The sequence below is a fragment of the Hydrogenophaga sp. genome, from assembly GCF_030373225.1.
GTDB lineage: Bacteria > Pseudomonadota > Gammaproteobacteria > Burkholderiales > Burkholderiaceae_C > Hydrogenophaga.
In genome coordinates this window covers 164,392-186,465 of the sequence record NZ_JAUCZG010000001.1, presented here as the reverse complement: position 1 = coordinate 186,465, position 22,074 = coordinate 164,392, and the positions used below count along the sequence as shown (strand labels likewise).

Sequence of the window (22,074 nt, the reverse complement as noted above, 5' to 3'; positions counted from 1 at the left end):
CGGGGGGCAGCGACCCGCGCAGCGGTGGAGCGTGGGGGCAGTCATCAATATCGGTGACCGGTGACGAAGAGCGTCGCGCGCATGATGCCGAAGGCAACGCGATCGAGCACACGCTGCGTCCAGTGCCGGCTGCTCAGGGCCTGCACATCGAGCATCTGGCCCGAGCTCAGAACCAGGTCATCAAGGTGGCCTCGCAGCAGACGGGCAAAACGCCGGTCGGTGGTCATCACGTTGGCTTCGCGCGCCAGCAGCAGCGACAGGGGATCGAGGTTGGTCGACCCCACCGTGGCCCAACGCTCGTCGACCACCGCCACCTTGGCGTGCAATGCACTGGGCGCGTACTCGTGGATCTCGATGCCGGCGTTGACCAGCAGCTGATACACCGGACGCGCGGCGCGGTACTGGAAAAAATTCTCGTACCTGCCCTGCGACAAAAGACGCACACGCACACCCCGTGCCGCCGCCAGCAGGAGCGCGCGGCGCAGCTTGCGCCCGGGGATGAAGTAGGCGTTGGCGATCATGATCTCGCGCCGCGCTGCGCCGATGGCCTTGAGGTAGGCACGCTCGATGTCGTGGCGGTGGCTCACGTTGTCGCGCAGCAGCAGTGTGGCGCGCGCGCTGTCCACGCCCAGCGGTGCAGCACCGGTGTCACCCAGCGTGCTGTCGATGCCCGAAGCCTGCGTGCCGGCACCGGCGGGGTCGATCTTTTTCAGCAGGCGCGAGAAATCGCCCACCGGCTGTGATTCGCGCAAGGCCTCCCAAGCGGCCTTGAACTCGCGCCGGCGCGCGTTGCTTGCCGCCTGAAGTCGCCACCAGAGCTGCTCCATGGTCTCTGTCATGTTGCGCACCAGCGGGCCGGCCACGCGCAAGGAAAAGTCCAGCCGCGGCGCATCCAGCCTGCCGAGCGACACATCGTCCTGGTCGTCGATGATGTTGATGCCACCACAAAAGCCCACCGTGCCGTCCACCACGCACAGCTTGCGGTGCAGGCGCCGCCAGCGGCTGGGCAGCAGCAGGCCGAAACGGCCGAGCGGAGCGTAGATGTGCCACCTCACGCCTGCGGCGTCGAACCTTTCCTGCCAGGCTCGCGGCAACGCCGGTGTGCCCACGCCGTCGATCACCAGGCGCACCACCACGCCGCGGCGTGCGGCGCGCTCCAGCGCTTCGGCCACGCTCAGCGCCGAACCGGCGAACTCGAAAATGTAGGTTTCCAGATGCACCACGCGGCGTGCGGCGTCCATCGCGTCCACCAGCGCAGGGAAGAACTCGGCTCCACCCTGCAGCAGCAGCAACTGGTGGCCCCCTCGCAGCGCACCCTGCACGGCACGCGGGCGGCGCAACGACGTGCCTTCGGCGCTCACAGCTCCAGCTCGGCGATCAGCGGCAGGTGGTCGGACATGCGAGACCACGCGCGCCCGTGGGGCACCTGGGCCGACACCGGCCGCAGCCCGCGCACAAAGATGCGGTCGAGGTGCAGCAACGGCAGGCGAGACGGGTAGGTGGGCAACCGGATGCCTTCGAAGGTGCACAGGTCGAGCGCGGCCATCGGCCGCAGCAGCTGCGCCCCCCAGTCGTTGAAATCGCCGGCCACGATGAGCGGTGCGGTTTCCGGCACGCCGGTGGCGATGTACTCGCCCAGGCGCTGTACCTGGCGCGTGCGGCTCGCGTGGATCAGACCGAGGTGCACCACCACCACATGCACCTCGATGCCATCGATCAATACCTGCACATGCAACAGTCCGCGCTGCTCGAACCGGTGGTCCGACACGTCGGAATGCTGGCTGCCGATCACCGGCCAACGGGACAGCAATGCGTTGCCATGCTCGCCGTGGCGCGTGGTGGCATTGGTGCGGTACACGGCCTCGTATCCGTCGGGAGTCAGGTAGCTGGCCTGATCGAGGTCGGGCCAGCGGGTGAAGTGCTTTTCAAGCTGGCGGTTGTGCTGGCGCACCTCCTGCAGGCAGACGATGTCGGCGTCGAACTGCTCGACCGCGTGTGCCAGGTTGTGGATCTCCAACCGCCTGCCGGGGCCCAGGCCCTGTACGCCTTTGTGGATGTTGTAAGTGGCGACGCGAAGAATGCTCATGGGCAAATCATGCCACCAACCCTGCCCGGGGGAACACGGGATCAGAAGACCTTCGCGGCCAATCTCGGCAGCCAGGAAATGGCCTCGGCGTTCGAGGGCGAAAAGCAGCGTTCGGCGGCCTCGGCCCATGGCAACCACACCTGATCGCGGTGCTCGCGGGGGCTCAGCTGCACCGGCACGGGACGTGGAATGCACAGGCCAAACACGTGCTCGGTGTTGTGCGTCACCGCAGGTGCGTAACGGTGACGCCACTGCGGATAGATTTCGTAAACATTCTCCAGCGCCCAGTCGGTGAGTGCATGTCCAGGCGCTCGCACGTCGAGCCCGGTTTCCTCGGCCACTTCACGGGCTGCCGCGAATTCGTAGGTCTCGTCGAGGGTGTCCTTGGAGCCGGTCACCGATTGCCAGAAGCCGGGTGCATCGGCTCGCTCGATCAGCAACACGTCCAGCGCCGGCGTGTGGATCACGACCAGCACCGACTGCGGAATCTTCGGCGCCATGACTGCAGGAATCAGAGCAGCCGGGATGCCGCACTGCCCACCGAGCGTGCGCGCTGAAACAACTTCCACGCCGACCAGAACCGCAAGGCCAGCCCCAGCGACCGGCGCGGGCGCCACGCGGCCAGGGCCAGCACGCCGGCGGCCACCGCCAGCGGGTTGGCGCGCAACCAGTACCAGGCGTCCTGCAGCCGATCGGCCCACAGCAGGGCGGGCTGCACCACCCGCAGTTGCCCGCGCACCTGCTGGCGCAAGCGTGCGGACCGCAGGACCAGCAGCTCGCGCCTGCGGGCCAGTTGTTCGGCCCGGCCGGGTTCGCCTGCGCTCATGGGCGCAAGCCCTCACGGTCCTGCCGGAGCTCTTCGACCGTGGCAGAAAACAAGCGGGTGCCGCTGCGCAGGCGTTCGCTCGCCAGCCAGCCCGCCACCACGCCAAGGACGAGGAACACCCCGGCGAACACGGCCAGCGGCAACAGACGGTGGGTGTCCCACAAGGCCACGGTGATCAGCATGGCCAGAAAGCCCAGGCCCAGGCTCAGGAAAGCGACGGCCACCGCGCCGTAGACCAGCAGGCCCGCGACGCGAAGGACTTCCTCCTGCGCTTCCACGCTGAGCAACTCCAGGCGCAGCTGGAGCAGCTCGAGCACTGTGGCGGTCAACCCCTTGAGGGAGGTTCCCAGGCGGGTGGGTGGCACAGACATGCCGCGCCCGTTCAACGCCGGCTGATCAGCAGGCCAACCAGCAAACCGATGCCGGCCGCCGTGCCGACCGCGCGCCAGGGGTGGTCGTGCACATAGTCGTCGGTGGCGCGGGCCATTTCGCGGGTTTTTTCCTTGATCGCATCTTCGGCGTCGTGAAGTTTGTGACGGGCCAGGCGCAGGTTTTCGTTGATGCGCTCCCTCAGCTCCACCACCTTGCCTTCGGTCTGGTGGGCCGTGGCCACCATCAACTCTTCGGCGTCGGCGATGACGCGCTGCAGGTCGGCCACCAGCTTCTCCTTGTTGGCCAGGGTGTCTTGGGTGCTCTTGCTCATGGTCGAACTCCTTTCAAAAGGCCATCCTAACAAACCCCTGCGCCGCGAGGGACATGGTCCGGCTTACCGCACCCGGCAGGTGCGGAACCGCGGGACACCCCCACGAAAAAGGGCAGCTTGCGCTGCCCTCTTCCGAATGCCCGCAGGCGATGTCTCAGGCCGGTTTGGACAGCTCGGTGTTGCGCAGGCGGATGTGCAACTCGCGCAACTGCTTTTCGTCCACCAGGCTGGGCGCCTGGGTCAGCAGGCACTGGGCGCGCTGGGTCTTGGGGAAAGCGATCACGTCACGGATCGACTCGGCACCGGTCATCAAGGTGACGATGCGGTCCAGGCCGAAGGCCAGACCTCCGTGGGGCGGTGCACCGTACTGCAGCGCGTCCAGCAGGAAACCGAACTTGACCTGCGCCTCTTCGGGCGTGATCTTGAGGGCATCGAACACTTTTTGCTGCACCGCTGCGGTGTGGATACGCACCGAACCACCACCGATTTCCCAGCCGTTGAGCACCATGTCGTAGCCCTTGGCGATGCACTTTTCGGGTGCCGTGACCATCCAGTCTTCATGGCCGTCTTTCGGCGCCGTGAACGGATGGTGCACAGCGGTCCAGCGATCCGCTTCCTCGTCATGCTCGAACATCGGAAAGTCGACCACCCACATCGGGGCCCAGCGGCTCTCGAACAGGCCGTTTTTCCTGCCCAGTTCGCTGTGGCCGATCTTCAGGCGCAGCGCGCCGATCGCGTCGTTGACCACCTTGGCCTTGTCGGCGCCAAAGAAGATGATGTCGCCGTTTTTCGCCTGGGTGCGCGAGAGGATGTCGTCCACGGCCTTGTCGTGCAGGTTCTTCACGATCGGGCTCTGCAGGCCGTCGCGTCCCTTGGCGGCATCGTTGACCTTGATCCAGGCCAGGCCCTTGGCGCCGTAGATCTTGACGAACTCGGTGTAGGCATCGATCTCGCTGCGGCTCATGTCGGCACCGCCGCGCACGCACAGCGCCACCACACGGCCACCTTTCATGGTGGCAGGGGCCGAAAACACCTTGAAGTCCACGTCACCCATCACGTCGGTGAGCTCGGTGAATTCGAGCATCACGCGCAGGTCGGGCTTGTCCGAGCCGAAGCGGTGCATGGCTTCGCTGTAGGCCATCACCGGGAACTCGCCGAGGTCCACGCCCAGGGTGTTCTGGAACACCGTCTTGATCATGCCCTGGAACATGTCGCGAATGTCTTCCTCCGTCAGGAACGAGGTCTCGATGTCGATCTGCGTGAACTCGGGCTGGCGATCGGCGCGCAGGTCTTCGTCGCGGAAGCACTTGGTGATCTGGTAGTAGCGGTCAAAGCCGGCCACCATGAGCAATTGCTTGAACAGCTGGGGCGACTGCGGCAACGCAAAGAAGTGTCCGTCGTGCACGCGGCTGGGCACCAGATAGTCGCGCGCGCCCTCGGGCGTGCTCTTGGTGAGCATGGGCGTTTCAATGTCGATGAAACCGTTGGCATCCAGGAACTTGCGCACCTCCATCGCCACGCGGTAGCGCAGCATCAGGTTGTTCTGCATGTAGGGGCGTCGCAGGTCGAGCACGCGGTGCGTGAGGCGGGTCGTCTCGCTCAGGTTCTCGTCGTCGAGCTGGAACGGGGGCGTGACCGAGGGGTTGAGCACCGTCAACTCGTGGCACAGGACCTCGATCTGTCCGCTCTTGAGCTTGTCGTTGGTGGTGCCGGCCGGTCGGGCGCGCACCAGGCCGGTGACCTGCACGCAGAATTCGTTGCGCACATCTTCAGCGGTGCTGAACATCTCGGCGCGGTCGGGGTCGCAAACCACCTGCACATAACCCTCGCGGTCGCGCAGGTCGATGAAGATCACACCACCGTGGTCGCGGCGGCGGTTGACCCAGCCGCACAGTTTCACGGTCTCGCCCAGTTGGGTCTCGGTCACCTGACCGCAGTAGTGGGTACGCATCGCCATTTCGATTCTTCTTTCAACAGGTTCGCGGGCCGGGCCCGCGGGGAAACATCAAGGGGTCTTTGGGGAGGCGCCGCTGGCCGCCGCCTGGAGATGCTGGTTTTTGGGGCCATTCGGCACGATCACGCCCATGGAAACGATGTAGGTCAGGGCTTCATCCACGCTCATCTGCAGCTCGACGCAGGCGCTTTTGCGCACCATCACGAAGTAGCCCCCGGTGGGATTGGGTGTGGTGGGCACATACACGCTGTGAAACTCGTCGAGCTCGCCGGAGCGCCCGGGCTGGGCCTGCAACTGGCGCAGCACGTCGCCAGTGGGTGAACCCGTGAGGAAGCCGATGGTCCACATGCCTTCGTGCGGCCACTCGATCAGCAGCGCCTTGCGAAACGCGTTGCCTTTCTCGGAAAACAGCGTGTCGGACACCTGCTTCACACCCGAGTAGATCGAGCGCACCACAGGAATGCGGTGCAGCAGGGCGTGCCACCAGCTCACCAGCTTGTTGCCGATGATGTTGGACGCCAGGGCACCGATGGAGAGCACCACCACCAGCGCGAACACCACACCCAGTCCCGGCACGTGAACGCCAAGGATCTGGTCGGGGTGCCAGCCGTTGGGCAGGATGCCCAGGGTCTGGTCGAGCGTGCTGACCACCCAGTCCAGCACCCAGAGCGTGATGATCAGGGGCACCAGCACGAGCAGGCCCGACAACAACCATTTGCGCAAGGACGGCATGCGGCGCGGCTCAGGAGCCCGACGGGGTGGTCGGGGTGGATGGCGCAGGTGCAGCCGCCGGTGCGGGAGCTGCGGCGGGCGCTGGTGCGGCGGCTTCACCGGCCGGCTTGGCGGGCGCAGCCGCCGGTGCTCCGTCGGCAGCGGGCGTGGCAGCCGGCTTGCTGCCTTCGCGGAAATCGGTGACGTACCAGCCCGAGCCCTTGAGCTGGAAACCGGCTGCCGTCAGTTGCTTCCTGAAACCCGGCTGGCCGCAGGACGGACACACCGTGAGCGGATCGTCGGACATTTTCTGCAGCACGTCCTTGGCATGACCGCAGGACTCGCACTTGTAGGCATAGATGGGCATGGCGTGAACCTGATGAAGAGGGGGGAGACGTCTGGCGGGGGCACTCGTCCTTCGGGCGCACCGCGTTCTGTCACGGGAAGTCGAACAAAACCGGCCATTATAAATTGAGGGCTCCCCAAGCACCCTCCCCTGCGTCGCCCCCAGGGCCGGCATCAGCCGGCGCCGGTCACCAGAGTCGCACGCGCAGCAGCACCTGCATCGCGATCAGGCCCAGCAGGAAGCCCACACCGGCGTACACGATGGCCTGCAGCAGGCGATTGGTGCGTCGCTGTTCGGCCAGCAAGCTGTCGAGTTCGCGCCGAAGCTCGTGTGGCTTGTGCTGCAGGTAGTCGTTGAGCAGGCGCGGCAGTGCCGGCAGCAGCTTGGCGTATTGGGGCGCCTCGGCCTTGAGCTGCTGCAACAGCTTCTGCGGCCCGACCTGTTCGACCATCCACTTCTCGAGGAAAGGCTTGGCGGTGTTCCACAGGTCGAGTTCGGGGTCGAGGTCACGACCAAGCCCTTCGATGTTCAACAGGGTCTTCTGCAACAGCACGAGCTGGGGCTGGATCTCCACCTGGAACCGGCGCGAGGTCTGGAACAGCCGCATCAGCACGAGGCCGAGCGAGATCTCCTTCAAGGGGCGGTCGAAATAGGGCTCACAGACCGCACGAATGGCGGATTCGAGTTCGTCCACGCGGGTGCCGGACGGCACCCAGCCCGACTCGATGTGCAACTCGGCCACGCGCTTGTAGTCGCGGCGGAAAAAGGCGGTGAAATTCTGCGCCAGGTATTCCTTGTCGAACTCGGTGAGTGTGCCGACGATGCCGAAATCGAGCGAAATGTAGCGTCCGAAAGTGGCCGGCGCCGTGCTCACCTGGATGTTGCCCGGGTGCATGTCGGCGTGAAAGAAGCCGTCGCGAAAGACCTGGGTGAAGAACAGCGTCACCCCGTCGCGCGCGAGCTTGGGTATGTCCACGCCGCGCTTGCGCAGTTCTTCCACCCGGTTGATCGGCAGGCCGTACATGCGCTCCATCACCATCACTTCGGTATGGCAGTAGTCCCAGAGCATCTCGGGGATCAACACCAGATCGAGGCCCTGCATGTTGCGGCGCAGCTGCGCTGCGTTCGAAGCCTCGCGCAACAGGTCGAGTTCGTCGTGAAGGTACTTGTCGAACTCCCCCACCACCTCGCGTGGCTTGAGGCGTTTGCCATCGGCCGACAGCCGCTCGACCCAGCCGGCCATCATGCGCATGAGGCTGAGGTCCTTGTCGATCACGGCGCCCATGTTGGGACGCAGAACCTTCACCGCCACCTCCCGCCCGCCGTGACGGCCCGCGCGCAGGGTGGCGAAGTGCACCTGGGCAATCGATGCGCTGGCCACAGGCACCTGCTCGAAGTGGCTGAACACGTCCGACAGGGGCTTGCCGAAGGCGCGCTCGATGCTGGCCACCGCCACTTCGCTGGGGAACGGCGGCACACGGTCCTGCAGGTGCGCGAGTTCGTCGGCAATGTCGGGTGGCAGCAGATCGCGGCGGGTCGAGAGCACCTGGCCGAACTTGACGAAGATCGGGCCCAGGCGCTCCAGGGCCTCACGAAGGCGTTGGCCGCGCGGGGCATCGAGGTTGCGACCAATCGAAACGATGCGGGTGAGCAGGCGGATGCCGCGACCCCGGAAACTGGAGAGCACCAGCTCGTCCAGCCCGTAGCGCAACACCACCCAGACGATGAAGGCGCCGCGAAAGAGGCGCGTCATGCGCTCGGTCCACCGTCGCGCGGTGGCACCTCGGCGTCGGACGCGCGCGCGGGAACAAAGGGCGGCCGTGGCGGAAAGCCAGCTGGCATGCGGGCCGCAAACGATTTGACGGCTTGCGAGGCCGAGCGCGCAAAACGCGCCAGGGTGTGGGCGGTGGCGTCTCCCACCACCCGGGAGAGGTCTTCCTCGACGTCCCAACGCACGTTGTCCACCAGCCAGGCCACCTCGGCCGCCAGTTGCACATCACCCTGGATGTCCACGCCCGGCTTCTGCCCGGTCAGCACGCTTTGCGCCAACTCCAGTGGTGAGGTCTGGGTGAGCGTGACGCTCAGTTCGGGCTTCGCGCCGGGCGCGCATCGCTCAAGCAGCCCTGCCGCGCTGGGCGCCAGCGTGAGGTGAAAGTCGCTCCACTGGATGCGCACCGGCTTGCCCTTCTGGCGACGCAGGCGGTCTTGTGCGGCGGGCTCCTGCATCAGGACGTGGTTGACGAACAGCACCAGGCGGTTCTGCAATTCGTCCACCACCCAGTCGGGTGGGCGGATCGAGCCCAGCAAGGACTGCAGAAAGTTCTGGGGCGGGGTGCCGGGAGCACTGGCCCCGGACGAAGAATCGGGTGGTTCATTTTTCATGACCACCCGATTTTGACGGATAAAACGCAGCGACCGATGCCTTCGACCAAGGCCCGCGTCGCGCCGGGGCCTTGTCAGGCGCGCGGCGATTACTGAAGGGCCTGCACGCCCGCCACCAGCCAGCCGCCCGAGCCACTCCTGGACCGTGTGATGTTCCAGACTTCGCGGAACGGATTGGGACCGGACGAGGCGTCTTCCCGGATCATTCCGGAAAACTCGACACTGGCCATGTACTCGTCGTCCAGTTCCTCGATGCCGAGCAGTTGGGCATCGAGCATGACGACTTCGGTCTTGTTCACGCTGTTCCCACTGGTGGCCTCGCGCTCGGCAAGCTGGCTGCGGATCTGATCGAGCATGCCGTCGGTCATCATGGCGCGCAGGCTGGGGATGTCGGAGCGGTCCCAGGCGTCCTGCAGGCTCACGAAGTTCGCCTTGGATGCCTTGAGGAAACCTTCGGCGTCGAAGCCGTCCGGCACGCCCCAGGTCTGACGGCCACCCAGGGCCGAACCGATCAGTGAACCACCCGCAGCCGCTGGCTGAAGCGAGTCGAGCGAGGCCGGTCCACTGCGCTCCCAGGGTCGGGCCGAGGCGTCGTTGCCAACGTTCTGCGGCGAATAGCCGCGCGGCGTGGCCGGGTCGAACTGGGAGTTGCCCGACTGCGTGGCCGGGCCACCGGCGCCCTGGTAGGCCAGGCCGGCGGCAGCATTGCCCGCAGCGCGCCGGCGCATGACCATGCCGATCACAGCCATGACCACCACCGCCAGCAAGGCAAACAGAAGGAACTGGGCAAAAGCCTCGCCGAAGCCGAGCGCCGATGCCAGCCAGGCCAGGCCCAGGCCTGCGGCCAGGCCGCCGACCATGGCGCCCCATGGGCGCTTGGGCGCTGCCGCCGCGGCCGGACTCGCCGTGGAGGTGGCCGGACGGGCCGCGGCGTTCTGCGTGGGCGCCGGCGTGGCCTGTGCAGGCGGCGTGGTGCTGCGCTGCTGCGTCACGTTGCCCGACTGCTTGCCCAACGAGAAACCGCCGCCCAGGCGCTTGGCCCAGACATCCTGCGAGCCCAGCGCCATCGCGCAGACCAGCATCACCGACCACAACTTGTTCATGCCCCTGTCTCCTTCAATCCCGATCAATAACCAACACCGCGGTCAGCACTTGATGCCCACATGCAGCGCCACCACACCGGCGCTGAGGTTGTGCACATCCACATGGCCGAAGCCTGCCTGGCGCATCATCTGCCGCAGGCTTTCCTGGTCCGGATGCATGCGGATGGATTCGGCGAGGTAGCGGTAGCTGTCCTCATCCCTGGCCACCCACTTCCCCAGCTTGGGCAGGATGTTGAACGAATACCAGTCATAAGCCTTTTCAAGGGGCTTGGCCACCCGGGAAAACTCCAGCACCAGCAGCTTGCCGCCTGGCTTGAGCGTGCGATGCATCTCGGCGAGGGCAAGTTCCTTGTTCGTCATGTTGCGCAGGCCGAAGGCCACCGACACGAGATCGAACGAGTCATTGGCGAACGGCAGCTTTTCGGCGTCGCACACCAAAGTGGGAAGCACCACGCCCCTGTCGAGCAGGCGGGTGCGGCCTTCCCGCAGCATCGCTTCGTTGATGTCGGTGTGAAACACGCGCCCGGCGGGGCCGACCTTTTTTGCAAACGCCAGGGACAGATCGCCCGTGCCGCCGGCGATGTCGAGCACGCGCTGACCGGGTTGCGGATTCGCCACACCGATCGTGTAGCGCTTCCAGAGCCGGTGCAGGCCGCCCGACATCAGGTCGTTCATCACGTCGTAGCTGGGTGCGACCGAGTCGAACACGCCGCGCACGCGGGAAGCCTTTTCCTGCTCGTCGACCGTCTTGAATCCGAAATGGGTGTCTGCCATGGCGGACGTCCTCAGTGGCTGCCGCAGGCGTGTCCGCCCTTTTCGGGCATCGGCGCGTCGCGCTCGATGCCTGCAGCGGCCAGCCGCGCGGTGTAGTCGGCCCACAGGTCGACTTGCCTGGAGCCCAGGAAATACAGCAGGTCCCACGAAAAGATGCCCGAGCTGTGGCCGTCGGAAAATGTGGGCTGTACCGCGTAGTTGCCCACGGGCTCCAGCGCGACGATGCCCACGTCGCGCTTTCCGGTTTGCAGGACCTCCTGCCCCGGGCCATGCCCCTGCACTTCAGCCGAGGGCGAATAAACGCGCATCAGCTCGAAAGGAATCTTGAATTCCTGACCGTCGGAAAAGCCGATCTCGAGCAGGCGCGACTGCTGGTGCAGCGTGATCGATTGCGGCGATGGGGTGTTTTTGTCGAGTCCGGCCATGGAAAGGGTCTCTGGTTGGGTTGTGGGTCAGACCAGCACGCGTTCGATGCCGCCCTCGTTGGCCTTGGCCACGTAGGTGGGCAGCCAGTCCTCGCCCAGAATCTGGCGTGCCATCTCGACCACGATGTAGTCGGCTTCAAGCAAGCCGTTGTTGAGGTCGTCGCCATACCGCGTGAGGCCCTGCAGGCAACTCGGGCACGAGGTGAGGATCTTCACGTTGGCCTGGGCGGCCACGGTGCCGGCGGCTCGCAGTGCCGCTTCGCCCTTGAGCAGCTCCTCTTCCTTGCGAAAGCGGATCTGGGTGGAGATGTCGGGCCGGGTCACGCCCAGGGTGCCGGACTCACCGCAGCAGCGTTTGCTCTCCAGCACGTTCTCGCCCACCAGCGCCTTCACCGTCTTCATCGGCTCCTGCAGCTTCATGGGGCTGTGGCAGGGGTCGTGGTAGAGATAGCCACCCTGCCCGGCCGGCAGCGTGATGCCCTTTTCAAGCAGGTATTCGTGGATGTCGATGATGCGGCAGCCCGGGAATATCTTGTCGAATTCGTAGCCCTGGAGCTGGTCGTAACAGGTGCCGCAGCTCACCACCACGGTCTTGATGTCGAGGTAATTCAGCGTGTTGGCCACGCGATGGAAGAGCACGCGGTTGTCGGTGATGATCTTCTCGGCCTTGTCGAACTGGCCACTGCCGCGCTGCGGGTAACCGCAGCACAGGTAGCCCGGCGGCAACACGGTCTGCACGCCGGCGTGCCACAGCATGGCTTGCGTGGCCAGGCCCACCTGACTGAACAGACGCTCGGAGCCGCAGCCAGGGAAATAGAACACCGCCTCGGTCTCGGCCGTGGTGCCCACCGGATTGCGGATGATGGGCACGTAGTCCTTGTCTTCAATGTCCAGCAAGGCGCGCGCGGTCTTCTTGGGCAGGCCCCCGGGCATTTTCTTGTTGATGAAGTGGATCACCTGCTCCTTGATGGGAGCCGGTCCCAGTGTGGCGGGCGGCGCACCGGTCTGTTTGCGGGCCAGGCGCTTGAAGAGGTCGTTGGCCAGGCGCTGTGCCTTGAAGCCCACGCCGACCATGGCCCCCCGCATGAACTTGATGGTTTCGGGGTTGGTGGCGTTCAGGAAGAACATGGCCACGGCATTGCCCGGTCGGAAGCTCTTCTGGCCCATCTTGCGCAACAGGTTGCGCATGTTCATGGTCACGTCGCCAAAGTCGATCTTCACCGGGCAGGGGCTCAGGCATTTGTGGCAGACCGTGCAGTGGTCCGCCACGTCTTCGAACTCTTCCCAGTGCTTGATGCTGATGCCGCGACGCGTCTGCTCTTCGTACAGGAAGGCCTCCACCAGCAGCGAGGTGGCCAGAATCTTGTTGCGCGGGCTGTAGAGCAGGTTGGCACGCGGCACGTGGGTGGCGCAGACCGGTTTGCACTTGCCGCAGCGCAGGCAGTCCTTGACCGAATCGGCAATGGCACCGATGTCGCTCTGCTGCATGATCAGGGACTCGTGTCCCATCAGGCCGAAACTCGGCGTGTAGGCGTGCGACAGATCGGCGCTGCGCAGGCTGGCGTCGCCTGCCGGACCCTGGCGCAACAACTTGCCCTTGTTGAAGCGACCCTCGGGATCAACACGCTCCTTGTACTCGGCGAAAGGGCGCAGTTCCTCATCGGTGAGGAACTCCAGCTTGGTGATGCCGATGCCGTGTTCACCCGAGATCACGCCTCCCAGGCTGCGCGCCAGCACCATGATGCGGGCCACCGCCTCGTGCGCGGTCTGGAGCATCGCGTAGTCGTCGCTGTTGACCGGCAGGTTGGTGTGCACATTGCCGTCACCGGCGTGCATGTGCAGCGCAGCCCAGACCCGGCCCTTGAGCACGCGCTTGTGGATCGCGTTGCACTCGCCCAGCACCGCGCCGAAAGCCGCGCCGGTGAAGATCTGCTGCAGCGGGGCGCGCAGCTGGGTCTTCCAGCTGGCGCGCAGCCGGTGGTCCTGCAGTTGCGGGAACAGGCCATCGACGTCGCGCAACCAGCCAGCCCACAGGGCGCGCACCTCGCGCACCAGCACCAGGGCCTGCTGCACGCGGTCCTCGAGCAGTTCGGCGCTGGGGATGTCGTTCGCGTCGTCGGTCTTGCCCAGCGGCAACTGGCCTTTGGCGAAGAAGGCTTCCAGCGCGTCAGCGAGCTGGATCTTGTTGCGCAGCGAGAGCTCGATGTTGATGCGCTCGATGCCCTCGGTGTACTCGCCCATGCGCGGCAGCGGAATCACCACGTCTTCGTTGATCTTGAAGGCGTTGGTGTGTTTGCTGATGGCCGCGGTTCGCTTGCGGTCGAGCCAGAATTTCTTGCGTGCCTCGGCGCTGATGGCCACAAAGCCCTCACCGCTGCGCGAGTTGGCCAGCCGAATGACTTCGCTGGTGGCGCGCGCCACGGCGTCGGCGTCATCACCCACGATGTCACCCACCAGCACCATCTTGGGCAGCGTGCCGCGCTTGCTCTTGGTCGCGTAGCCCACGGCCTTGAGGTACCGGTCGTCCAGATGCTCCAGGCCGGCCAGGATCGCGCCACCCGGGCGCTTCATCTCGCCGAACATGAAATCCTTGATTTCAACGATCGACGGCACGCAGTCGCGCGGGTTGCCGAAAAACTCGAGGCAGACGGTGCGCACGTGCTCCGGCATGCGATGCACCACCCAGCGCGCGCTGGTGATCAGGCCGTCGCAGCCTTCCTTCTGGATGCCGGGCAGGCCGCTCAGGAACTTGTCGGTCACGTCCTTGCCCAGACCTTCCTTGCGGAACGTCTTGCCGGGAATGACGAGCTGCTCGGTGCGAACCGGTGTCTTGCCGTCGGCCTCGAACGTCTTCAGCTCGAAGCTGGCCACCTCGGCGTCGTGGATCTTGCCCAGGTTGTGGTCGAGCCGGGTGACTTCGAGCCACTGCGCCTGGGGCGTGACCATGCGCCAGCTCAGCAGGTTGTCCAGGGCCGTGCCCCAGAGCACCGCCTTCTTGCCGCCCGCGTTCATGGCGATGTTGCCGCCGATGCAGGAGGCCTCGGCCGACGTGGGGTCCACCGCAAACACATGGCCCGCCCGCTCGGCCGCGTCGGCCACGCGTTGCGTCACCACGCCGGCTTCGGTCCAGATGGTGGGCAGGGGTTGGTCGTGGCCGGGCGCCGTCACCCATTCCACCTCGGTCATGGCTTCGAGCTTTTCGGTGTTGATCACCGCGCTCTTCCAGGTCAGCGGAATGGCGCCCCCGGTGTAGCCGGTACCGCCGCCGCGCGGAATGATGGTGAGACCGAGTTCGAAGCAGCCCTTGACCAGCCGGGCCATTTCGGTTTCGGTGTCGGGCGTGAGCACCACGAACGGGTATTCCACGCGCCAGTCGGTCGCGTCGGTGACGTGCGACACGCGCGAGAGGCCGTCGAACTTGATGTTGTCGTGCGCGGTGAGCTTGCGCAGGGCCCGGGTGGCGCGCTGGCGCAGCGAAGCCATGTCGTCGAACGAACGCGAAAAGGCATCGACAGCGCCTTTGGCGGCCTCCAGCAGTTCGGCCACCAGCCGATCGCGAGGGGCGTCGTCTTGCGGCGTGCGGCGCTTCTGCACCTCGGCCAGGCGGTGGTGCAGGGCGTCCACGAGCTGTTTGCGGCGCTTGGGGGTGTCCAGCAGGTCGTCCTGCAGGTAGGGGTTGCGCTGCACCACCCAGATGTCGCCCAGCACTTCGTACAACATGCGGGCCGAACGCCCCGTGCGCCGCTCGCCACGCAACTCGTTCAACAAGGCCCACGCCCGCTCGCCCAGCAAGCGCTGAACGATTTCGCGATCGGAAAAGGAGGTGTAGTTGTAGGGAATCTCTCGCAGGCGCGGTGCTTCGTCGGAGGCCACAGCGAAGAGCGAGAGCGGTGTGGGAGCGTTCATGGGTGTGGCAGACGCCAACGTGACAGTGGGGAGCCCGAGATGGTAACGCAGGGTCCCATACACCCACCCCTCCTATGGAAACCCCTGTTGTCACGCACGGGAAACGCCGTTGCAATCGTTTCGTCACAAAAGACACCTACCCTACGGCGTTCCGATCGTCCGATATTCAGGAGCAACCATGCAGAAACGCTTTCTTCCCCTCGCCGGCGCGTTGGCCCTCGCCTCCCTTCTCAGCGGCCCTGCCCACGCCCAGACCGAGATCCAGTGGTGGCATTCCATGGGCGGCGCGCTCGGGGAGTGGGTCAATGACCTGGCCAAGGACTACAACGCCAGCCAGACGCAATACAAGATCGTGCCGACCTTCAAGGGCAGCTACGACGAATCCATGACGGCGGCCATCGCGGCCTTCCGCTCGGGCAATGCCCCCCACATCCTGCAGGTCTTCGAGGTCGGCACCGCCACCATGATGGCCAGCAAGGGTGCGATCGTGCCGGTGGGCAAGGTCATGCAGGACGCCGGCGTGGCGTTCGATCCGGGCGCCTATGTGCCGGCAGTGGCGGGTTACTACACGGCCCCCAACGGCCAGATGTTGAGCTTCCCGTTCAACAGTTCCACTCCGGTCTTCCATTACAACAAGGACGCGTTCAAGGCCGCCGGCATGGACCCCGAGAACCCGCCCAAGACCTGGCCTGAAGTGGCCCTGGCCGCCGGCAAGCTCAAGGCCGCTGGCCACAAGTGCCCGTTCACCACCAGCTGGGTGAGCTGGACGCAGCTCGAGAGCTTCTCGGCCTGGCACAACACCGAGTTCGCCACCCTGGGCAACGGCATGCGCGGCATCAACGCCCGCCTGAACTTCAACACGCCGCTGCACGTGCGTCACATCGAGAACCTCGCCAACATGGCCAAAACCGGCCTGTTTGTCTACAAGGGCCGCGGCAATGCGGCCGACGCCACCTTTGTTTCCGGCGAGTGCGCCATGACGACCGGCTCCTCGGCGCTTTACGGCAACATCAAGCGCAACAGCAAGTTCGCCAGCGGCATCGGCACCCTGCCTTACTACCCCGACGTGGCCGGTGCACCGCAGAACACGGTGATCGGTGGCGCGAGCCTGTGGGTGATGTCGGGCAAGAAGGCGGACGAGTACAAGGGCGTGGCCCAGTTCTTTGCCCACCTGTCCAAGCCGGCCGAAGCCGCCAAGAGTCACCAGCGCACCGGCTACCTGCCGGTGACGCTGGAGTCGTTCAAATTGACCGACAACAGCGGCTTCTACAAGCAGAACCCGGGCACCGACGTGTCGGTGACGCAGATGATCCGCAAGACCACGGACAAGTCGCGCGGCATTCGCCTGGGCAACTTCGTGCAGATCCGCACCATCAACGACGAGGAGCTGGAGCAGGTCTGGGCTGGCAAGAAGTCGGCCAAGGAAGCGCTGGACTCGGCCGTGAAGCGCGGCAACGAGCAACTGGAGCGCTTCCAGAAAGCCAACAAGTCCTGATCCGTCCGCCCGGGCGACTGCCCGTGCCCCGCCCGCCCCGTTGCCGAAGCTTCCGGCCGGGGCGGGTTTTTCGTTGAATACTCTGTCCCTTTTGATGAACTGACACCCCATGGAAAAACGCGTTCGGTTCAAGTCTGCCTGGCTGCCCTGGGCCTTGATCGCCCCACAGATGGCGGTCGTGCTGGTGTTCTTTTTCTGGCCTGCCGCACAAGCGCTCTACCAGAGCCTGCTCACGCAGGACCCTTTTGGCCTGTCGACCGAATTCGTCGGCCTGGAGAATTTCCAGCGCCTGTGGGACGACGCCACCTACCTGGCCTCGTTCAAGACCACTGCGGTGTTCTCCATCCTGGTGGCCGTCGTCGGCCTGTCGATCGCGCTGCTGCTGGCGGTGTTTGCCGACCGCGTGCTCAAGGGTTCGGCGGTCTACAAGACCCTGCTCATCTGGCCCTACGCGGTGGCTCCCGTGGTGGCCGGCGTGCTGTGGTTGTTCATGTTCGCCTCGCCCATGGGTGTGGTGGCTTTTTACCTTCGGGCCGTGGGCATCGAATGGAACCACCTGCTCGACGCCGACCACGCCATGACCCTGATCGTGGCCGCGGCCGTCTGGAAGCAGATTTCGTACAACTTCCTGTTTTTCCTCGCCGGTCTGCAGTCCATCCCCAAATCGTTGATCGAAGCGGCCGCCATCGACGGTGCGGGCCCGTGGCGCCGCTTCTGGTCCATCGTCTTCCCGCTGCTTTCGCCCACCACCTTCTTCCTGCTGGTGATCAACATCGTCTACGCCTTCTTCGACACCTTCGGCATCGTGGACGCGACCACACAGGGCGGTCCGGGCAAGGACACCGCCATCCTGGTCTACAAGGTCTATTACGACGGTTTCAAGGCACTCGACATGGGCGGCTCGGCTGCGCAGTCGGTCGTGCTCATGGTGGTGGTCATCACGCTCACGGTGATCCAGTTCCGCTTCGTCGAAAAGAAAGTGCAGTACTGATGTCCTCCCCTCTGCTGTCAGGCTCCCCATGATCGAAAAACGCCCCGGCCTCACGGTCCTGTCCCACGTCGTGCTGATCATCGGCGTGTTCATCGTCGGTTTTCCGCTCTACCTCACGCTGGTGGCCTCCACCCAGACCTCCGAGCAGATCGCCCAGTCCTTTCCCATGTCGCTGGTGCCCGGCACCAACATGCTGCAGACCTACCGCACGGCCCTGTTCGGCGGTGAAACCGAGGCCGGCAGCCGAATCGCCGCGGCAGCGCCGATGATGTGGGTCAGCCTGGTGAGTGCGCTGATCATCACCATCGGCAAGATCGCGATCTCGCTGCTCTCGGCGTTCGCCATCGTCTACTTCCGCTTTCCGCTGCGAAACCTCGTGTTCTGGATGATCTTCGTCACCCTGATGCTGCCCGTCGAGGTGCGGATCGGGCCCACCTACGAGGTGGTGGCCAATCTGGGCATGCTCAACACCTACGCCGGCCTCACCGTTCCGCTGATTGCCTCGGCCACGGCCACCTTTTTGTTCCGGCAGTTTTTCCTGACCGTGCCCGACGAACTGGTGGAGGCAGCGCGCATGGACGGTGCAGGCCCGATGCGCTTCTTCAAGGACGTGCTGTTGCCGCTGTCCAGCACCTCGATCGCCGCGCTGTTCGTGATCCAGTTCATCTACGGCTGGAACCAGTACCTGTGGCCCCTGCTGGTGACGACCGACGAATCCATGTACCCGGTGGTGATGGGCATCAAGCGGCTGATCTCGGGCGATTCCTACACCGAGTGGAACGTTGTGATGGCCACCGCCATCCTGGCCATGCTGCCCCCGGCGCTGGTCGTCATGCTCATGCAGCGCTGGTTTGTCAAAGGTCTGGTGGACACTGAAAAGTAAGCCCCGTTTCATCGAACAACAACAGAGAACTCCATGGCCTCCATTTCCTTGCGCAATGTCGTCAAGCGCTACCGCACCGGCAAGACCGAACTGCAAGTCATCCACAGCGTCAACGCCGAGATCGCCGATGGCGAGTTCATCGTGATCGTCGGTCCTTCGGGTTGCGGCAAGTCCACCCTGCTGCGCATGGTGGCCGGTCTCGAGGACATCAGTGGCGGCGAAATCGCCATCGGCCCGCGGGTCGTCAACACGCTGGAGCCGGCCGAGCGCGACATCGCGATGGTCTTCCAGAACTACGCGCTCTACCCCCACATGACCGTGTTCGACAACATGGCCTACGGTCTGAAGATCAAGAAGGTGCCGATCGACGAGATCAAGCAACGCGTGGACAAGGCCGCCGGCATCCTGGAACTCGGTCACCTGCTGGCACGCAAGCCGCGCGAGCTCTCCGGCGGCCAACGCCAGCGCGTGGCCATGGGCCGCGCCATCGTGCGCCAGCCGCAGGTGTTCCTGTTCGACGAGCCGCTGTCCAACCTCGACGCCAAGCTGCGCGCCCAGACGAGGCTGGAGATCCAGAAGCTGCACCGCGAGCTCGGCATCACCTCGCTGTTCGTCACACACGACCAGGTCGAGGCCATGACCCTGGCCGAACGCATGATCGTGATGAACGCCGGCAACATGGAGCAGTTCGGCACACCCGAAGAGGTCTATTCCCGCCCCGCCACCACCTTTGTTGCCAGCTTCATCGGCTCGCCACCCATGAACCTGCTCAAGACCGCGCCGGGCGGCAGACCAGGGCAGATCCTGGGCGTGCGACCCGAGCATCTGGACATCGGCCCTGAAGGCTGGCCGTTGCTGGTGGAGACCGTGGAACTGCTCGGCGCCGAGCGCCTGGTGCATGCCCGCCTGGGTGATGAGAAGCTCATCATCCGCACCCACGAAGACCAGGGTGCACCGGTGGTGGGCAGCACCATCCACGCCCAGCCCAGGCTGGATCGCCTGCACTGGTTCGATGCCGACACAGGCCGCCGGGCATGAGCGGCGCTGCAAGCTCCACACCGCCGGGGCCTTCCGGGGTCGGGCGCACGGGGCCCGGGTTGCCATGGCCCTATCCCCGGTGGATCGCCCACCGTGGCGCCGGCAAGCTGGCTCCTGAAAACACGCTGGCCGCTTTTCGCGTCGGCGCCTCGCACGGCTACCGCATGTTCGAGTGCGACGCCAAGCTCAGCGCCGACGGGGTGGTGTTCCTGCTGCACGACGACACGCTGGATCGCACCAGCAGCGGTCATGGCGTGGGCGGAGACCATGCCTGGAGCGCCTTGAGCCAGCTGGATGCCGGTCGATGGCATTCGCGCGGCTTCGCCGGCGAGCCCCTGGCCACCCTGGAGGGCGTGTCCCGCTACTGCCAGGCAAACGCCTGCTGGCTCAACATCGAGATCAAGCCCACCCCTGGCCTGGAAGCCCAGACCGGACGGACCGTGGCAGCGGCTGCCCAGCGCCTCTGGCGCTCCCACCCGAACCAGCGTCCCCTGCTCACCTCGTTCCGGCCGGAAGCCTTGCAGGCGGCCATGGCCACCGCGCCCGAACTGCCACGCGGCCTGCTGCTCGACACCCTGTGGAACGGCTGGATGGAAATGGCGCGCTCGCTGGAGTGCGCTGCCGTGGTCTGCAACCACGCGCTGTGGGATGCAGGCCTGGTGGCCACCGCGCGGGCCAACGGCCTTCGCACACTGGCCTACACGGTCAACGACGACTGGGCTGTCCAGCGCCTGCTGCACCTCGGGCTGGACGGCATCATCACCGACCGGGTGGACCTGTTCGCGCCCGGACCCTGAATCAGCGCCCGCGCAACCACCAGGCCACCGTGCCCTGGGCCAGCACCAAGGCTCCGTAGGTGGCGATCTTGCCGTCGCGGCCAAAGTAAACCAGTCCCACCAGCAACACCACGATGCCGGCGATCCACAGCATCGACAGCTGCAGGGCGGTGCCATACCCCGGCCTCTGTTTGCGGCGCAGGCGCAGTGCTGCCCACAACAGCGCACCCACGCCAAGCGCGGGCGCCAGAAACCCCGCAAGGTGGGAGAGTACGGACACAAGTGTCATCGGAAGTTGACAGTGACATGCATAAGCGATCAATTTTATAATCCGCGCATGTCTGTCTGGACCCTCGGCATCAACCATCACACGGCTCCGCTCGATCTGCGGGGCCGTTTTGCGTTTGCGCTTGATCAGATCCAGCCCACCCTGCACGGCTACCGCCAGAGTCTGGTGCGCCAGCCCGAAGCCACCTTGCTGTCCACCTGCAACCGCACCGAGCTCTATGGCGCGGGCGATGCGTCCGCGGTGGACCCGACGCTGGACTGGCTGGCGCTGACCGGCGGCGTCAGCACGAACGTGCTGCGCGACCACGCCTACGTGCTGCGCGACGACCAGGCGGCCCGCCATGCGTTTCGCGTGGCCAGCGGCCTCGACAGCATGGTGCTGGGCGAAGCGCAGATCCTGGGGCAGATGAAAGACGCGGTGCGTGCGGCCAACGACGCCGGCGCACTGGGCAGCACTTTGCACCAGCTGTTCCAGCGCTCGTTTGCCGTGGCCAAGGAAGTGCGCAGCTCCACCGAGATCGGCGCCCACTCAATCAGCATGACCGCCGCGGCGGTGCGCCTGGCGTCCCAGCTGTTTGAGGACCTGAAGGACATCCGGGTGTTGTTCGTCGGTGCCGGCGAGATGATCGAACTCGCCGCCACCCACTTCGCTGCGAAAACCCCCAAAAGCATGGCCATTGCCAACCGCACGCTGGAGCGCGGCGAAAAGCTGGCCAACCGCTTCGGCGCCCAGGTGATCCGTCTTGCGGACGTGCCTGACCGCCTGCACGAATTCGACGCCGTCATCAGCTGCACCGCCAGCACGCTGCCCATCATCGGTCTGGGTGCGGTCGAGCGGGCACTCAAGAAGCGCCGCTACCGCCCCATGTTCATGGTCGACCTGGCCGTGCCGCGCGACATCGAGTTCGAAGTGAAGGCGCTGACCGACGTGTACCTGTACACGGTGGACGACCTGGCCACGGTGGTGCAGACCGGAAAAGAGAACCGCCAGGCCGCTGTGGCTCAGGCCGAAGTGATCATCGACGCGGGCGTGGCCAGTTTCATGAACTGGATGGATCAGCGCAACCCCGCCAACGGTGTGGTGCCCCTGATCCAGCAGATCAATGCCCAGGCAGACGCCTGGCGCGCGGCAGAAATGCACCGTGCCCGCCGCATGCTGGCCAAGGGTGAACCGGTGGAAGCCGTGCTGGAAGCCCTGTCCAGAGGCCTGACCCAGAAGATGCTGCACGGCACACTGGCCGAACTGCACAGCGGCGACCAGGCCGCACGGGCCGCCACCGCCCAGACCGTCTCCCGCCTTTTCCTGCGCGAATCCTCGGCGAAATCGCCGGATTCGCCGCGCGACCCGTAAGCCTAGCGGCTTGGGCCGGCGCTGCCATCTGCGGTG

22 protein-coding genes are annotated in these 22,074 nt (G+C 65.4%); 6 read left to right on the top strand and 16 right to left on the bottom strand.

The genetic code is table 11. The features are described from left to right. Nucleotides 1-44 precede the first annotated feature (44 nt). The 15 genes from clsB to QUV35_RS00875 all read right to left on the bottom strand — a co-directional run bounded on the left by clsB (nt 45) and on the right by QUV35_RS00875 (nt 15,216). Nucleotides 45-1,361: a cardiolipin synthase ClsB gene (gene clsB, locus QUV35_RS00945; RefSeq protein ID WP_300870242.1), complete on the bottom strand. Its 1,317-nt coding sequence runs from the start codon at nt 1,359-1,361 to the stop codon at nt 45-47. Next, on the bottom strand, nt 1,358-2,086 hold the full coding sequence (locus tag QUV35_RS00940; RefSeq protein WP_300870241.1) for an endonuclease/exonuclease/phosphatase family protein: 729 nt from the start codon (nt 2,084-2,086) through the stop codon (nt 1,358-1,360). Before QUV35_RS00940 ends, clsB begins: the two co-directional genes overlap by 4 nt. 41 nt (nt 2,087-2,127) lie before the next feature. Continuing rightward, nucleotides 2,128-2,586, bottom strand: coding sequence for a dihydroneopterin triphosphate diphosphatase (gene nudB, locus QUV35_RS00935; protein ID WP_300870240.1), 459 nt, complete (start codon nt 2,584-2,586; stop codon nt 2,128-2,130). Nucleotides 2,587-2,597: 11 nt separating this feature from the next. Continuing rightward, complete coding sequence (locus QUV35_RS00930) at nt 2,598-2,912, bottom strand: YqjK family protein (protein WP_300870239.1); 315 nt, start codon at nt 2,910-2,912, stop codon at nt 2,598-2,600. Beyond that, entirely contained in the window at nt 2,909-3,283 is a 375-nt protein-coding gene (locus QUV35_RS00925; RefSeq protein WP_300870238.1) for a phage holin family protein, read from the bottom strand. The genes QUV35_RS00930 and QUV35_RS00925 overlap by 4 nt, the downstream gene beginning before the upstream one ends. Before the next feature lie 11 nt (nt 3,284-3,294). After that, nucleotides 3,295-3,615 carry a YqjD family protein gene (locus QUV35_RS00920; RefSeq protein ID WP_300870237.1) on the bottom strand — a complete coding sequence of 107 codons (321 nt, stop codon included), beginning with the start codon at nt 3,613-3,615 and terminating at the stop codon, nt 3,295-3,297. Between the two features lie 154 nt (nt 3,616-3,769). Beyond that, nucleotides 3,770-5,572: an aspartate--tRNA ligase gene (gene aspS, locus QUV35_RS00915; RefSeq protein ID WP_300870236.1), complete on the bottom strand. Its 1,803-nt coding sequence runs from the start codon at nt 5,570-5,572 to the stop codon at nt 3,770-3,772. Nucleotides 5,573-5,620: 48 nt separating this feature from the next. Continuing rightward, on the bottom strand, nt 5,621-6,301 hold the full coding sequence (locus QUV35_RS00910; protein ID WP_300870235.1) for a DUF502 domain-containing protein: 681 nt from the start codon (nt 6,299-6,301) through the stop codon (nt 5,621-5,623). A gap of 10 nt (nt 6,302-6,311) precedes the next feature. Further along, nucleotides 6,312-6,647: an FmdB family zinc ribbon protein gene (locus tag QUV35_RS00905; protein WP_300870234.1), complete on the bottom strand. Its 336-nt coding sequence runs from the start codon at nt 6,645-6,647 to the stop codon at nt 6,312-6,314. A 166-nt stretch (nt 6,648-6,813) separates the two neighbouring features. Further along, entirely contained in the window at nt 6,814-8,379 is a 1,566-nt protein-coding gene (gene ubiB, locus QUV35_RS00900) for a ubiquinone biosynthesis regulatory protein kinase UbiB (RefSeq protein ID WP_300870233.1), read from the bottom strand. Continuing rightward, nucleotides 8,376-9,008: a hypothetical protein gene (locus tag QUV35_RS00895; protein ID WP_300870232.1), complete on the bottom strand. Its 633-nt coding sequence runs from the start codon at nt 9,006-9,008 to the stop codon at nt 8,376-8,378. Before QUV35_RS00895 ends, ubiB begins: the two co-directional genes overlap by 4 nt. Before the next feature lie 89 nt (nt 9,009-9,097). After that, on the bottom strand, nt 9,098-10,111 hold the full coding sequence (locus QUV35_RS00890) for a TIM44-like domain-containing protein (RefSeq protein WP_300870231.1): 1,014 nt from the start codon (nt 10,109-10,111) through the stop codon (nt 9,098-9,100). 42 nt (nt 10,112-10,153) lie between these two features. Continuing rightward, nucleotides 10,154-10,885, bottom strand: coding sequence for a bifunctional demethylmenaquinone methyltransferase/2-methoxy-6-polyprenyl-1,4-benzoquinol methylase UbiE (ubiE, locus tag QUV35_RS00885; RefSeq protein ID WP_300870230.1), 732 nt, complete (start codon nt 10,883-10,885; stop codon nt 10,154-10,156). Between the two features lie 11 nt (nt 10,886-10,896). Further along, nucleotides 10,897-11,310: a DUF971 domain-containing protein gene (locus QUV35_RS00880; protein WP_300870229.1), complete on the bottom strand. Its 414-nt coding sequence runs from the start codon at nt 11,308-11,310 to the stop codon at nt 10,897-10,899. A gap of 27 nt (nt 11,311-11,337) precedes the next feature. Further along, nucleotides 11,338-15,216: an FAD/FMN-binding oxidoreductase gene (locus QUV35_RS00875; protein WP_300870228.1), complete on the bottom strand. Its 3,879-nt coding sequence runs from the start codon at nt 15,214-15,216 to the stop codon at nt 11,338-11,340. A gap of 178 nt (nt 15,217-15,394) precedes the next feature. Between QUV35_RS00875 and ugpB the strand changes: the two genes are divergently transcribed. From ugpB to ugpQ, 5 genes are all read left to right on the top strand, one after another. After that, nucleotides 15,395-16,711, top strand: a complete 1,317-nt coding sequence (ugpB, locus tag QUV35_RS00870; RefSeq protein ID WP_300870227.1) for a sn-glycerol-3-phosphate ABC transporter substrate-binding protein UgpB — start codon at nt 15,395-15,397, stop codon at nt 16,709-16,711. A 109-nt stretch (nt 16,712-16,820) separates the two neighbouring features. Next, complete coding sequence (gene ugpA / locus QUV35_RS00865; protein WP_300870225.1) at nt 16,821-17,702, top strand: sn-glycerol-3-phosphate ABC transporter permease UgpA; 882 nt, start codon at nt 16,821-16,823, stop codon at nt 17,700-17,702. A 28-nt stretch (nt 17,703-17,730) separates the two neighbouring features. Beyond that, complete coding sequence (gene ugpE / locus QUV35_RS00860; RefSeq protein ID WP_300870224.1) at nt 17,731-18,585, top strand: sn-glycerol-3-phosphate ABC transporter permease UgpE; 855 nt, start codon at nt 17,731-17,733, stop codon at nt 18,583-18,585. 33 nt (nt 18,586-18,618) lie between these two features. Beyond that, a complete protein-coding gene (ugpC, locus tag QUV35_RS00855) occupies nt 18,619-19,623 on the top strand; it encodes a sn-glycerol-3-phosphate ABC transporter ATP-binding protein UgpC (RefSeq protein WP_300870223.1) in 1,005 nt (334 codons plus the stop codon). Continuing rightward, nucleotides 19,620-20,420 carry a glycerophosphodiester phosphodiesterase gene (ugpQ, locus tag QUV35_RS00850; RefSeq protein WP_300870222.1) on the top strand — a complete coding sequence of 267 codons (801 nt, stop codon included), beginning with the start codon at nt 19,620-19,622 and terminating at the stop codon, nt 20,418-20,420. The genes ugpC and ugpQ overlap by 4 nt, the downstream gene beginning before the upstream one ends. 1 nt (nt 20,421) lies before the next feature. Here ugpQ and QUV35_RS00845 read toward each other — a convergent pair whose 3' ends face one another. Further along, nucleotides 20,422-20,688, bottom strand: a complete 267-nt coding sequence (locus QUV35_RS00845) for a hypothetical protein (protein ID WP_300870221.1) — start codon at nt 20,686-20,688, stop codon at nt 20,422-20,424. A gap of 48 nt (nt 20,689-20,736) precedes the next feature. Between QUV35_RS00845 and hemA the strand changes: the two genes are divergently transcribed. Further along, the gene (gene hemA / locus QUV35_RS00840) at nt 20,737-22,038 is read left to right on the top strand and encodes a glutamyl-tRNA reductase (protein ID WP_300870220.1); all 1,302 of its coding nucleotides are present in this window, start codon (nt 20,737-20,739) and stop codon (nt 22,036-22,038) included. Nucleotides 22,039-22,074 lie beyond the last annotated feature (36 nt).

Excerpts from the sequence above, each read along its gene's own strand:
- QUV35_RS00940 (WP_300870241.1), bottom strand. The coding sequence starts at position 2,086 with ATGAGCATTCTTCGCGTCGCCACTTACAACATCCACAAAGGCGTACAG.
- nudB (WP_300870240.1), bottom strand. The coding sequence starts at position 2,586 with ATGGCGCCGAAGATTCCGCAGTCGGTGCTGGTCGTGATCCACACGCCG.
- QUV35_RS00930 (WP_300870239.1), bottom strand. The coding sequence starts at position 2,912 with ATGAGCGCAGGCGAACCCGGCCGGGCCGAACAACTGGCCCGCAGGCGC.
- QUV35_RS00925 (WP_300870238.1), bottom strand. The coding sequence starts at position 3,283 with ATGTCTGTGCCACCCACCCGCCTGGGAACCTCCCTCAAGGGGTTGACC.
- QUV35_RS00920 (WP_300870237.1), bottom strand. The coding sequence starts at position 3,615 with ATGAGCAAGAGCACCCAAGACACCCTGGCCAACAAGGAGAAGCTGGTG.
- aspS (WP_300870236.1), bottom strand. The coding sequence starts at position 5,572 with ATGGCGATGCGTACCCACTACTGCGGTCAGGTGACCGAGACCCAACTG.
- QUV35_RS00910 (WP_300870235.1), bottom strand. The coding sequence starts at position 6,301 with ATGCCGTCCTTGCGCAAATGGTTGTTGTCGGGCCTGCTCGTGCTGGTG.
- QUV35_RS00905 (WP_300870234.1), bottom strand. The coding sequence starts at position 6,647 with ATGCCCATCTATGCCTACAAGTGCGAGTCCTGCGGTCATGCCAAGGAC.
- ubiB (WP_300870233.1), bottom strand. The coding sequence starts at position 8,379 with ATGACGCGCCTCTTTCGCGGCGCCTTCATCGTCTGGGTGGTGTTGCGC.
- QUV35_RS00895 (WP_300870232.1), bottom strand. The coding sequence starts at position 9,008 with ATGAAAAATGAACCACCCGATTCTTCGTCCGGGGCCAGTGCTCCCGGC.
- QUV35_RS00890 (WP_300870231.1), bottom strand. The coding sequence starts at position 10,111 with ATGAACAAGTTGTGGTCGGTGATGCTGGTCTGCGCGATGGCGCTGGGC.
- ubiE (WP_300870230.1), bottom strand. The coding sequence starts at position 10,885 with ATGGCAGACACCCATTTCGGATTCAAGACGGTCGACGAGCAGGAAAAG.
- QUV35_RS00880 (WP_300870229.1), bottom strand. The coding sequence starts at position 11,310 with ATGGCCGGACTCGACAAAAACACCCCATCGCCGCAATCGATCACGCTG.
- QUV35_RS00875 (WP_300870228.1), bottom strand. The coding sequence starts at position 15,216 with ATGAACGCTCCCACACCGCTCTCGCTCTTCGCTGTGGCCTCCGACGAA.
- ugpB (WP_300870227.1), top strand. The coding sequence starts at position 15,395 with ATGCAGAAACGCTTTCTTCCCCTCGCCGGCGCGTTGGCCCTCGCCTCC.
- ugpA (WP_300870225.1), top strand. The coding sequence starts at position 16,821 with ATGGAAAAACGCGTTCGGTTCAAGTCTGCCTGGCTGCCCTGGGCCTTG.
- ugpE (WP_300870224.1), top strand. The coding sequence starts at position 17,731 with ATGATCGAAAAACGCCCCGGCCTCACGGTCCTGTCCCACGTCGTGCTG.
- ugpC (WP_300870223.1), top strand. The coding sequence starts at position 18,619 with ATGGCCTCCATTTCCTTGCGCAATGTCGTCAAGCGCTACCGCACCGGC.
- ugpQ (WP_300870222.1), top strand. The coding sequence starts at position 19,620 with ATGAGCGGCGCTGCAAGCTCCACACCGCCGGGGCCTTCCGGGGTCGGG.
- QUV35_RS00845 (WP_300870221.1), bottom strand. The coding sequence starts at position 20,688 with ATGACACTTGTGTCCGTACTCTCCCACCTTGCGGGGTTTCTGGCGCCC.
- hemA (WP_300870220.1), top strand. The coding sequence starts at position 20,737 with ATGTCTGTCTGGACCCTCGGCATCAACCATCACACGGCTCCGCTCGAT.